Below are 12,415 nucleotides of genomic sequence, written 5' to 3'. Positions count from 1 at the left end.
TTGTAAATTTACTCCAACTTTAGCAAATGTCGTCTACTATACTCTCTACCAAACAATTAACTTTACCGCAACAGCAGCTAATGCTGCATAGTGGCTTTGGGTTTGTACATTACGATATACTTAAAACTACAGCGATCGATACTCATTTGGATCAAAAACTGTTGGAGCATTTGATCATTACCAGCAAGAACGCAATACTGGCCGTTGAGTCCCATAAAACTCATATTATGAATGTATACTGTGTGGGAACAACTGCTGCGGCTGAATTACAGACAATGGGAATCTCCCCAAAAATAGTTGCAGAAAACGCTCGTGAACTGGCGCTCCTGCTTATTGAAAAATTACCAAACGCCAATTTTACCTACCTATGCAGCAACCACAGGCGTGATGAATTGCCTGATTTGTTCAAGAGCCATAAGGTCGCGTTAAAAGAAATTATTGTTTACCATTCTGCCATCGTCCAAAAGAGCTTTGATCGTATTTTTGCAGCTGTTTTGTTTTACAGTCCTCGTGGTGTTATCGCTTTCGCGAAAGCGAACAAACATCAACCTCAATGCTCCATTTGCATAGGTGAGACCACCGCAGCGGCAGCGAGAAAGCTTTTTGAGAACGTGCATGTTGCTACAAAACAAACCGTTGAGAACGTGCTGGTCACAGCCATAAAAATATTGCGAGATGATAAAAAATGATTTGTTCCTAAGAGCTTTACGAGGAGAAACCGTCGAACGACCTCCCGTATGGATGATGCGTCAGGCAGGAAGATATTTGCCAGATTTTATGAAGCTCAAGGCAAAATATGACTTCTTTACTAGATGCCAAACACCAGAACTTGCTACTGAAATCACGGTGATGCCTATTGATCAAATAGGTCCTGATGCTGCTATTTTATTTTCTGATATTCTCGTAATACCCCAAGCTATGAATATTGAGGTAGAGATGAAACCTGGTGTAGGACCATGGTTACCTAATCCCATTAGAACTGCAGCAGATCTTGAGCGAGTGGTGGTTCCAGATGTAGCAGACTCCTTAAGTTACGTCATGGAAGCTATCGATATGACTAAAGATGCGCTCGCTAATCGTGTGCCTCTTATAGGCTTTGCCGGCTCACCATGGACAATACTATGTTATTGTGTCCAAGGTCAAGGAAGTAAGAATTTTGATAAAGCCAAAGAGTTTTGTTTCACTCAACCAGAAGCTGCGCACGAATTATTGCAACGCATCACAGATACCACCATCGCTTACTTGCATGAAAAGGTAAAGCATGGTGTTAACGCTGTACAAGTTTTTGATTCCTGGGGCGGTATGTTGTCTCCCACAGATTATCAGGAATTTTCATGGAAATACATCCAACAGATTATTGATTCGTTGCGTCCAGTTACTGAGGTCATCGTCTTTGGAAAAGGATGCTGGTTTGCATTGAATGACATGGCTAAAAGTGGCGCAGCTGCTCTGGGTGTGGATTGGACTTGCAGCGCTCGCAATGCGCGTTATTTAACTGGTGGGAATATAACCCTTCAGGGAAATTTTGATCCATCACGCTTATTCTCACCGCCAGCAACTATTAAGAAAATGGTCAAGCAAATGATTGATGAATTCGGCAAGGATAAATTTGTAGCTAATCTGGGTCATGGAATTTTACCCAATATTCCTGTAGAGAATGCTCAAGCTTTTGTAGATGCAGTGAAGGAATATTAAGTTGAAAAGCCTGCTCAGGAAATACTATAAACTTTTATCGACGCTCTCACCACAGCGCAATCTTGTTTACGGTTTTTTCATCTATAATCTCGTAGGTTTTCTATTACTATGTTTGCCCTTTTCTAGAAAGGGAGATCTGTCAATTATTGATACGATTTTTGTCTCCACATCAGCCATATCAACTACTGGATTGATGACAATCAGCTTGTCTGATAATTTTACATTCTTTGGTCAGTTTGTAGTGATGTTGCTTTTTCAAATAGGAGGTATAGGTTACATGACTTTTACCACTTACATCCTATTAAACACAAGTCATCACACTTCCAAATGGCGAGAGCGCATATTAAACGCAGCCTTTGCTATACCAAAGTCAATTGAACTCAGACCCTTTTTAAAGTCCGTAATCATTTTTACGGTCTTATTTGAGATCGTAGGTACTGTTTTTTTCTACATTGGGTTTGAGGGACAAGGTTACGATTTTTGGGAGCAGCTATGGATGAGTCTTTTTCATAGTGTCAGCGCCTTTTGTACTGCTGGGTTTAGTCTTTTAAATTCTGGGTTTGTTGATTATGTGAGTGATGGGTGGATCAACTTTACTATCTCGTTTTTATCAATTGCAGGATCACTTGGTTTCATTGTTTTTTCAGATTTTTGGCTCAAGCTCGCACGCAAGAAACATGAGGTAAGCTACACCTCAAAATTGATCTTCTCTGGATTCTTTATTTTACTGACCGCTGGAACTATTGCTATGTATTTTACAGAACCTAGCATCGTTGCACTAGATGGAGCGACACGTTTTTACGCTTCCTTTTTTCAGACAATGACCGCGATGACAACAGTAGGATTTAATACTATCGATAATGGCGCGCTGGTGGTTCCTGTCGCCATAGTTACTATTCTTCTTATGTACATAGGAGCTTCACCGTCAGGTACCTCAGGAGGGTTGAAGATTACAACTATAGTAGCGACCATTGCCTATCTGCGCAGTAAGCTCAAAAATTCCAGTGATTTTTTGTTTTTTAATACGCGTATTCCTGATGAAAGAGTTGACGCTGCGGTTTCTACTTTTATATTTTATTTCATTTTAAGTTTCTTCGGTATTCTATTTTTAACCTTTTCTGAAACAGAATCCCTTGAAAAAATTTCCTTTGAAGTATTGTCTGCTTTAGGGACTGTGGGGCTTACTAAAGGCATTACAGGAGATTTGAGCTTTTTCGGTAAAGCAGTGATCACATGTTTAATGTTTATAGGTAGATTAGGTGTTTTGACATTTGGGCTGGCCATGAGTAGGGCATACGTTAAGAACGAAAATGAAGAAGAGCAGGAGCAAGAAAAAGATGTTGCAGTATAAGATGATTAAAAATATTCTCAGAGCTTTAAAAGATTATACGGGCAGTTTCAAACTCATGACGCAATTAGGGTTATGGAAGTATTTCATGGTTCCGATGGGCATTAGTTTTTTGTTTGCTGTATTGATTGGGTTTACGGCTTATGGCTTGTCTGACAATGTTGCTAGCGTGCTCACTAGCTTGTGGGTTTGGGAAACTGGTTCTGAAGCTTTTTTCGCTTTCGCGGAAATTCTTAGCGCAATCCTCATCGTGATCTTAGGTTTATTGATTTACAAACATTTTGTCATGGCGATGAGCGCACCCTTCATGTCGCCTGTGTCTGAAAAGATAGAAAAACACCTGTATCCAGACTTACAATCATCTATTACCCATCGGGATACTAGTTATAGTGCCCAGCTTTATCGTGGAATTCGGATCAACGTACGCAACTTGTTTTTTGAATTACTGCTGACGCTTCCATTGTTAGTCTTGAGTTTAATTCCAGTTGTGGGAATTGTTTTCTGGATCATCGGATTTCTGGTGCAGTCGTACTATGCGGGATTTGGTAATATGGATTATACATTAGAGCGGCATTTTAAATACCGTGAAAGTGTAGACTTTGTAAAAAGCAATCGTGGTTATGCCATTGGTAATGGGATTGTGTTCAATGCGATGTTACTGATTCCTGTTATTGGTATCATCCTCGTCTTGCCAGTATCAGTTACTGCTGCAAGTAAAACCACGCTAGAGCTGTTAAGCGAGCAAAAATTACTTACAGATCCAGCGACAAACATTATTGTATAAAGTAACTTTGTAAGCAGATTTTTTGCCTTATGGAATCCCAGAAAGACGCCTTTTATACCTTTATTAGAGAGTTGCAGCATACCATCACTTCCACCTTGGAAAAGGTAGATGGAAAAGCAAAGTTTAAGGAAGATGAATGGTATCGTAAAGAAGGTGGTGGAGGTTTTTCCAGAATCATTGAAAAAGGAAATGTTTTTGAAAAAGGTGGTGTAAGCATCAGTGCTGTGCATGGCGAGCTTCCCGTCGCTATGCAAAACTATTTCAAAGTCAAAGATGCCGACTTCTACGCTACGGGCATCAGCCTTGTGATTCATCCGTTGAATCCAATGGTTCCTACGGTTCATGCCAATTTCCGTTATTTTGAGATGTACGATAAGAAAGGAAAGATCGTTGACTGCTGGTTTGGTGGCGGTCTTGATTTGACACCTTATTATTTATACGAGGAAGATGCTAAGCACTTTCATCAAGTATGCAAAACAGTCTGCGATCGACATGAAGTAGCCGACTACAAAACTTTCAAGAAAAAATGTGATGAATATTTCCACAATACTCACCGCAACGAGGCACGTGGTATAGGCGGTCTATTTTATGACTATTGCCGTGCTAGTGATGCCTTTTCTATGGCAGACTGGCTAAAGTTCCAAAAAGATATGGCTTCACACTTCTTAGAAGCATACGTTCCAATCGTAGAAAAGCGAAAAGATTTATCCCACACGCTAGCCAACATAGAGTGGCAGGAAATACGTCGCGGTCGTTACGTCGAATTCAATCTGGTTCATGATAAGGGAACTTTATTTGGATTAAAAACTAATGGTCGTATTGAGAGTATCCTTATGAGCTTGCCACCAGCAGTACAATGGCGCTACGATCATCATCCTGAGGCTGGAACTAAAGAGGCAGAGTTGGTTGAGGTGCTAGAGAATCCGCGGGATTGGGTTTAAGCTAAGTTCCAAGTTCGATTTCTATCGGGAACCATTTGTTGATTTGATTAGCAAATCTTGATTGTCAATTGCCAATTATTTTTCAACAATTCTAATAAGCCATGCCCATCGACAAGGTCATGCCGCTGAAGAGCGGCATCGGCTATAATTTATCTAAATGATTGTCGGAAAAATTGATAAATATTGCTCCAAGAACGCTCTTTACTTCAGTCAAGCAATTATTTATACTAATTACCCATTATCACTCGCAAACCACTCTGCATAGCTGGTTTCTGTCTCGCGCAGGCGCAGGGAAAAGAGTTTAATATTGTTAGGAAGTCGATCGGCAATCTTTTTTGCAAAGTCCTGAATCATCATCTCGCTAGTAGGTTGATAGTCCGCTAAAATGACTTCGTGACCACGAGACTCTAATTCTTTAGCTAATTCTACGTGAGGGGAGTTTTTATTGAAAACAGTAGCGTGATCAAATGGGTCTACAATTTCTTCTTTTACGATTTTCTTCAAATCGCCAAAATCGATCACCATCCCAAATTTCACGTGGTTAGAATCCATAATAGGCTCTCCTATGACCGTCACGGCTAGCTTATAGCTATGCCCGTGAACGTTACGACATTTCCCGTCGTATCCATGCAGCGCGTGTCCAGTCTCAAAAGTGAATTCTTTGGTAATTCTAACAGTTCCCATTAGCGATTCTTAAATTTTTTATAGAGCACCACTATGACAAGTATGATACCTATCACAAGAAAAATACCCACGCCGCCCATGAATCTGGAAAGGCTTATGAACCAATTGTCCTCTTGGAGCAGTGTCAACATAGTGATGAATTTCTTACAAAGATACTAGGTTTGTTTTTGGATTGTGGAGGTTTACGCTTTCGCGAAAGCGAAATTCCCACCACATCATACCATAGCATCCAATCTTTTCTTGAATTTCAAATGCAGTAATAAGGCGCGACCTATCATCCAAGCAAAAAATGCGATCCAAATTGCCTTTAATTCAAAGCCGAAAAAGTCAAATAAGAGAAGTGTAGGGATGAATAAAAGGAGTGTAACTCCCAGCAGCAGGTTGCGCAAATAGGGTGCCTCGCCCCAGCCTTTGAAAATACCATCATACACAAATGCCACGGCATTTACTGGTTGCATGAGAAGTATGATAAAAAAGGTTTGTATGAAAAGTTGCTGTACTGCACTGTCGTCAGTGAACCAGTCGCCTACTTGGTAATAAAGCAATGCGCACATCAATGATAAAGTTATAGAAACTCCAACACCAAAACTGTTGGTTTTTAATGCTAAATATTTTAAGGATTCTCGATCTCTTGAACCTAAAAGCTTACCGCCTATGGCATTGCCGGCATTTGCAAACCCGTCGATAAAGAAGGAGAAGAACAACCAGATATTCATTAAGATGGCGTGTGTCGCAGCTTCTTCCACGCCATAACCAGTGGCGTATCTATAGGATAGGTAGATGCAAATATTAATGGCTAATGTGCGCAAGAAAAAGTTTGCGGTTAATTTAATATGGTGGCTTAATTGTAGGTGTGGTTTCCACTGTTGAATCCATAAAGTAAAAGGGGTGCGATTGAAAAAATAAAACAGGGCGATGACCAGCATTGTAACTTGGGCAAACAAACTCGCAATAGCAGCACCAGTAAGCCCCATTCCTAAAAACCACCCTTCGATCCCGTTGACTAATAGGATGTCCAGAACCACATTGACGAGCGCTCCAGATATACTAGCGATCATCGCCCAGCTGGTATTTTGCAGCCCACGAAAAATTCCAAATATCGCAAACGCACTCAAAGTCAAAGGAAACCCTATTGCCCGAAGTTGGTAATAGGAGGCCGTCATTTCCAGTACTTCACCTTGTGCGCCATACAAGCTAAAAATGAAGCTGGCAAAAGGAACGGTGATAGCATAAACTCCTAATCCTAATGCGATATTGATCCAGATCACTTGAGGGATTAAAGCATCTACTTTATTCAAGGTATCCTTACCTAGAGCTTTTGATACAATACTTGAAATAGAAGTTTTTGTTTGTGCTAGTGTCCAGATAATTGTACTTAAAAAAGCTCCAGCAAGTCCCACGGCGGCAAGCGCATCAACGCTATTGTTCTCCATATTACCAATAATCGCAATATCTGTGATGCTGATCACAGGCTCAGCAATTCCAGCAATAATGGCTGGAAAAGCGAGCTTTAGAATATCGCTGGTAGAAATGTTGATAGTTGATTTCACGTTGCAAACTTAGGATTTAAGAATTTGAATTTTATCGTGAAAATGATGGGAAAGAGTATATTTGCCACAGTCAATTTTGGGGGATTAGCTCAGTTGGCTAGAGCGCTTGCCTGGCAGGCAAGAGGTCAGCGGTTCGAATCCGCTATTCTCCACGATCATTCACGACTTCGTTATGAATGAAAACATAAGAAACCCATCAAGTTCGCTTGAATGGGTTTTGTTGTTTTTAGGCATCAGCCTTTTTTCAAGGCTGGCAGTTGTAATTGCAGGACGGGAGGAAAACGGATTATTTTATTCAAGTAATCCGCTATTCTCCACAGCAAAACGCAACCTTTTTAGGTTGCGTTTTTTGCTTCTACAATCTGATAATAAATAACCAAGTAAAGAATACAGGAATCATTTGTTATTCAAAAAATTCATCATGCATTGCACCGCAAGTCTCAAATCTGCCGGCATTAATGCTGATTGCCATGGGTGTGACGCTCCAAAAACATGATCTGCATTCCTAATTAACGACAGTTGACCATATTTACTAGCTGACTTTAAACGATGGGCATCGCCAACATCAACTGTGGGGTCTGCCGTGCCATGAACAATCAAATGCGGGATGGAGAGTTGAGCTGCTGCTTCGAGAATATCTAGTGCTGCTTTATTTTCTAAAAAGTCTTCATACATCTGATAGAAAAAGGGCATTTCTTGATGAGTACGACCATTTTTGACATGGTAAACACCCTGTGTTTTCCACTGTTCTAGCTCTTTTCCTGTGGGAAACCGTTCCTCATAATCTGCCACTCCGGCTAGTGTGATGAGTTTATTGATGCGTTTGTCGTTTGCTGCTGTTATGGTTGTGATTCCGCCAGCTCTGGAATGTCCTATAAGGTTGATGTCTTTTTGATTCACCGGCAAATCTGAAGTTTCCAACCAATCTAAAACTCGCGCTAAGTCGCGCAACTCTAAACTGTAATTGTTATTTCCGAATGCTTCTAGATCTGGGAAATCGATAGGTTGTTGTGGTGTACCGCCATTATGTGAGAAATTAAACTTGATGAATAGGTAGTTCGCTTTCGCGAAAGCGGCACCCATCAAATCCCATACGCCCCAGTCTTTAAAACCTTTCAACCCATGGCAGAAGATGATTACTGGAAGCGGAGTCTCTTGAGGTTCGTAGGTATAATCTAATAGAATCGACTTTCCATTTTCTGACGGAATCTGCAAGTTATTTTTAGTGTTCATCATACTGCTTTTTCTAATAAGGGAAGTTCTGGATTAAAAAGTTCTTGGATCAATTGGATCAATTGGACTTCAAAATGATCCATAACTTCTTGGTCTATCGTTTTCGGTTCAAATTTATAGCCAGATTTTAGAGCAAATGAAATAAAGCCAGCATTGAAGTTTTTGAAACTGATGATTCCTGCCTCGATATCCCTTGTTGGATAATTCTTTAAATATAGATATGCATACATAAGCACTTGAAATGCTTTTGAGCGTTCGTAGTCGTTCTTTAAGACGCTATAATCATTATCGATTGCTACATTTCGTTGCGTTACACTACCGCTCTTATAATCAATAATTCTTAAGACTCCATCGAGTTGATCTACTCGATCCACTTTACCGTGAAGCCTGACGCTACCTACATTTGGCACCTCTATTACTGTGGCAAGATCTTGCTCGACACTTTCGATTATCAATTCTTTACCAGATTGGACCAATTGCTTATCTGAAGCGATCATTTTTTTTACATAATGAAGCGACACTTCATAAATGATTTTGTTTTTACCAACGGGAAGGGACTTTGATAAATAGCACTTTTTATAAGCAATATCAAGTTCACTAGGTATTTGCTTCTCAATGATTTTAAAATCTTCTAAGGTGAGTATTCGTTTCTGGTATCCTTGGTACAATTGATCCAGTGCCTCGTGAATGATGGAACCCATGGTATTCAAGGCAATATCTTCTTCCACTTCTTCCAGATCTGAAACCGACAAAATCTTATTTGCAAAGAACTCTAACGGATTACGCACGTAACTGGTCAGGGCAGAGGGCGAAAATCCTTTTTCAGCGACTTGCTTCAAACGTTTAAAGTAGGGTTCCTCTTTTTTTATCTCAATAAGCGTTTGCTCTACTGGATTGATTTTATGATAATAACTGGTATGCTTTAATTGATGAGTTAAAACTTGATCTGTCTCCAGTTGTAATAAAAATCTACTTTTCTCACCGCCGCCCAGAGTGTCTGATTCTGAATTATAAATGAAGGTAGCCGACTGGCACCGATGAAGCAATCTATAAAAGTGATAGGCATAGACGCTGTCTTTCTCAGTATACGTAGGCAAGTCAAATTGTTTTTTCATCTCATAGGGAATGTAGGAGCTGAAGCTTTTGCCTGCTGGAAGTACTCCTTCATTTACTGAAAGCATGAGCACATTCTTATAGTCCAATGCTCTCGTTTCTAACAACCCCATTAGTTGAAGTCCTTGTATGGGTTCTCCTATAAAGTCTAGTTTTTTCAATGGTAGTAGTTGTCTCAATAAAAAGGTCAAGGTTCTCAAATCCTTGATTCCCTTGTTTTCATTGACTAACTGCTGTAACTCATTTTGAATCTCAGTCATCGCCAGTAGCTGTTCTAGTTCTAACTGACTTTTCGGTTGATTGATCAACACTTGTTTCAGTTCTACAAGAATTTCAGAAGCCAGTAACAGTATTTCTTTTGGATCTTGAATAGGTTTTAGAAGGCTGTCTAGAAATGAAGAATCCTTTGAATCCAATTGTTCAAGATTTACATAGATGAGGTTTTCACTCCGAATCTTTTTTAATGAATAAGCCACCTCGTCTGCAGATAACATAGAAGCAAATGAAGATTCTAACACCCGGATAACATTTTTATAATAAAAACCCTCGCTGGTGTATTCTCTATGAAGCTTGAATAGATCTGTAAAGAAAGAGGCGAGTGGAAGCTGGTCCATACTCAGACCCATTGTTATATTAAAAGCCTTTACATTGTCAGGTATCGCACTCAATAGGGGTAACAGCAGTTGTTCGTCTGCTAGGACAACTGCAGTTTCTAGTAATTCAGCCTCAGACAGTTGGGATAAATAGGTGCTTGCAGCTTGTACGATTCCTAAGTTACCAGTGGAACTGATGATGTGAATATTTTTTTCATTTTCATAATTCGTTCCTAGCAGCTCTAATGGATTGTTTTGATAATAACTCCATTTGTCTCTATGCTCCCTGATAAATTTGCCTGCCTCATGGTACGGGCGATCTACAAAATAACTGTCGGCATCCCAATAAATGTGTGTATTTCCCTTTTGTAATAGAAGTTGAATGATTTCAGCTTCTGCGGTATTTAATGCGTTGAGCCCTAAAAAAACAATGGGTTTCTCTGCAGTAGGCTTTTCTTTTAAGTTCGCTTTCGCGAAAGCGATTCTATAAGCAAGTCCTTGATATGCGATCTGGTTTGTGGTCAACACTTCTTTTAATGCCTCATAATACTTAGATAGCTTTTTCCAGAAATCTAGGTATTGGGTGATCATCTGGGTAGGATTTGCCTCCAGCGACCAATGAGAGGTGGTGTCAAGCGCTTTAAAATTGCCCAAATAGTTGAAGAATTCTTTAGTGTCTACCAGGTACCTGTCTATCTCGTTAAAATCCTTAAGTATCGTGGGTGCCCAGCCTATAAAAGCGTCAAAACTATCACGTTTGTCTTCTGGTTCCACATGGCAATAGGCCGTGTAAAAGTAAGGGAGAATGTCAAGATCTGGTAGTATATGCAGTTTAGACAGCTCTTGTATAAACTCCTCAATACTCGAAGTTTTAGGTTCAAAAATGGGTTGCTCTTGTGAGCGAGCTATTGCTTTATTGAGGAATAGTCCTACACGCCGGCTGGGGACAATATAATGTACCTGGGTAATATCAATGTCTTTCGATTTCAAGGAGTCTAGGACATTTTGGATGAAGCTTTGCATGTAAAGGAGTTGAGTTCTCGTTAAAAATAGGGCATAAAAAAACGCCATCGGTTAGGATGGCGTTTCTATTATTAAGACTTGATCTTGAAAATTATTTCTTCAAGTTAATTTCAGTACGTCTGTTTTGTTGTCTTCCAGCTGCAGTTGCGTTAGTAGCAATTGGCTTAGACTCTCCAAAACCTTCAGCAGATAATCTATCAGCATCGATACCACCGTTAACTAGGTATCTAAGTACAGAGTTGGCTCTTTCATTAGACAACTCTTGGTTGTAAGCGTCAGATCCTACACTGTCAGTGTGACCATCAATTGAAAATTCAGCATCTGGGTATTTCTTTAAGATGTCGATGATATCTTGAAGAGTTTCCGCAGATTGAGATTTGATAGCAGACTTGTTCGTTTCAAACAAGATTGTTCTTGCATAAGCGTTAAGTTGCTCTTGTTCCTTAACAGTTGGTACTGCTGGACGTGGACATCCTTGTAATTCAGCGATTCCAGCTTCATTAGGACATTTGTCATCTTTATCAGCGATTCCGTCACCATCAGTGTCAGGGCAACCGTTGAACTTAGCTAGACCAGCTTCATTAGGACATTCATCATCTTTATCAGCAATTCCATCACCATCAGAATCAGGACAACCGTTTAAAGCTACTAAACCAGCAACCTCAGGACATTCATCATTTTTGTCTAGTACCGTATCACCATCAGAATCAGGACAACCATTAGTAGCTGCAGGACCTTCAACGAATGGACATTCATCTTCGCTATCTTTTATACCATCGCCATCAGAGTCTGGACAACCATTAAATTCTGGAAGACCTGGAGTTTCAGGACATTCATCTTTATTATCTGGAATACCATCGCCGTCAGAGTCTGTAGCTCCCCAAGTGAATTTTACACCAGCAACGTGTTGGAAGTGTCTTGGGTTATCATCTTCAAAAGTATGCTTATAAGTAGATTGGAAATTAAGGTAGAAGTTATCCACCATTTTAATATCAAAACCAATAGTACCATTGAAAGTACCAAAAGAAACATCTTCAATAAATTGATAAGATCCACCAATACCTATGAATGGGTTGAATGCATCACTACCATTGTAAATTTCACGTATGTTATATCTCAAACCTCCATCCACACTCACATAGAACAGGTCATCTACAGATGTATCACCAACTCTATCAATTTGGTTAGCTGAACCAGCTAAAGTAGCGACGATACCATCACCTACATAATAACCTAATTCGATACGGCTAGGAACTTCCATTACATTCCAGTGATCTGTGTTAAAAAATTCATCGAAATAACCACCTAATCCTGGTTCACCAGTAGGGTAAAAGTCGATGGCATTTACGCCTATGGATGCAGACCATCGGTTGGTCTCGTCTTGTGCTTGTACCAAACTTGCAGAAAGCAAGATTGCACTAGCAATAAAGAGTTTAAAATAATTTTTCATG

At 39.9% G+C, this 12,415-nt stretch carries 11 protein-coding genes and 1 tRNA gene; 6 read left to right on the top strand and 6 right to left on the bottom strand.

The annotated features are described in order from the left end of the window. Positions 1 to 26: 26 nt before the first annotated feature. The 5 genes from NMS_RS02990 to hemF are packed head-to-tail and all read left to right on the top strand — an operon-like array spanning position 27 to position 4,768. Entirely contained in the window at positions 27 to 689 is a 663-nt protein-coding gene (locus tag NMS_RS02990) for a uroporphyrinogen-III synthase (protein ID WP_041495328.1), read from the top strand. Continuing rightward, positions 676 to 1,695, top strand: coding sequence for a uroporphyrinogen decarboxylase (gene hemE / locus NMS_RS02985; RefSeq protein ID WP_041495327.1), 1,020 nt, complete (start codon positions 676 to 678; stop codon positions 1,693 to 1,695). The genes NMS_RS02990 and hemE overlap by 14 nt, the downstream gene beginning before the upstream one ends. A 1-nt stretch (position 1,696) precedes the next feature. Then, complete coding sequence (locus NMS_RS02980; RefSeq protein WP_070097864.1) at positions 1,697 to 3,046, top strand: TrkH family potassium uptake protein; 1,350 nt, start codon at positions 1,697 to 1,699, stop codon at positions 3,044 to 3,046. After that, on the top strand, positions 3,006 to 3,827 hold the full coding sequence (locus tag NMS_RS02975) for an EI24 domain-containing protein (protein ID WP_316931160.1): 822 nt from the start codon (positions 3,006 to 3,008) through the stop codon (positions 3,825 to 3,827). The genes NMS_RS02980 and NMS_RS02975 overlap by 41 nt, the downstream gene beginning before the upstream one ends. A 29-nt stretch (positions 3,828 to 3,856) precedes the next feature. Next, on the top strand, positions 3,857 to 4,768 hold the full coding sequence (gene hemF / locus NMS_RS02970) for an oxygen-dependent coproporphyrinogen oxidase (protein ID WP_041495325.1): 912 nt from the start codon (positions 3,857 to 3,859) through the stop codon (positions 4,766 to 4,768). 231 nt (positions 4,769 to 4,999) lie between these two features. On the opposite strand, the gene NMS_RS02965 is transcribed toward hemF, so the two are convergent. From NMS_RS02965 to NMS_RS02960, 3 genes are all read right to left on the bottom strand, one after another. Then, entirely contained in the window at positions 5,000 to 5,452 is a 453-nt protein-coding gene (locus NMS_RS02965; protein WP_041495324.1) for a 6-pyruvoyl trahydropterin synthase family protein, read from the bottom strand. After that, positions 5,452 to 5,583 carry a hypothetical protein gene (locus NMS_RS14060; protein WP_262491888.1) on the bottom strand — a complete coding sequence of 44 codons (132 nt, stop codon included), beginning with the start codon at positions 5,581 to 5,583 and terminating at the stop codon, positions 5,452 to 5,454. Before NMS_RS14060 ends, NMS_RS02965 begins: the two co-directional genes overlap by 1 nt. An 84-nt stretch (positions 5,584 to 5,667) precedes the next feature. Further along, on the bottom strand, positions 5,668 to 7,002 hold the full coding sequence (locus NMS_RS02960; RefSeq protein WP_041495323.1) for an MATE family efflux transporter: 1,335 nt from the start codon (positions 7,000 to 7,002) through the stop codon (positions 5,668 to 5,670). 78 nt (positions 7,003 to 7,080) lie between these two features. Here NMS_RS02960 and NMS_RS02955 point away from each other — a divergent pair. Then, positions 7,081 to 7,154: transfer RNA gene (locus NMS_RS02955), tRNA-Ala, on the top strand. Between the two features lie 244 nt (positions 7,155 to 7,398). On the opposite strand, the gene NMS_RS02950 is transcribed toward NMS_RS02955, so the two are convergent. From NMS_RS02950 to NMS_RS02940, 3 genes are all read right to left on the bottom strand, one after another. Beyond that, positions 7,399 to 8,238: an alpha/beta hydrolase family protein gene (locus NMS_RS02950; RefSeq protein WP_231862353.1), complete on the bottom strand. Its 840-nt coding sequence runs from the start codon at positions 8,236 to 8,238 to the stop codon at positions 7,399 to 7,401. Beyond that, positions 8,235 to 10,964, bottom strand: a complete 2,730-nt coding sequence (locus NMS_RS02945) for a PD-(D/E)XK nuclease family protein (RefSeq protein WP_041495322.1) — start codon at positions 10,962 to 10,964, stop codon at positions 8,235 to 8,237. The genes NMS_RS02950 and NMS_RS02945 overlap by 4 nt, the downstream gene beginning before the upstream one ends. A 91-nt stretch (positions 10,965 to 11,055) precedes the next feature. After that, the gene (locus NMS_RS02940) at positions 11,056 to 12,414 is read right to left on the bottom strand and encodes an OmpA family protein (RefSeq protein WP_041495321.1); all 1,359 of its coding nucleotides are present in this window, start codon (positions 12,412 to 12,414) and stop codon (positions 11,056 to 11,058) included. Between the last annotated feature and the right edge of the window lies 1 nt (position 12,415).

It is taken from the genome of Nonlabens marinus S1-08 (genome assembly GCF_000831385.1).
In the GTDB taxonomy this organism is placed as follows: domain Bacteria; phylum Bacteroidota; class Bacteroidia; order Flavobacteriales; family Flavobacteriaceae; genus Nonlabens; species Nonlabens marinus.
Note: the sequence above shows the minus strand (reverse complement) of the source record. Positions and strands in the feature narration are given on the sequence as shown.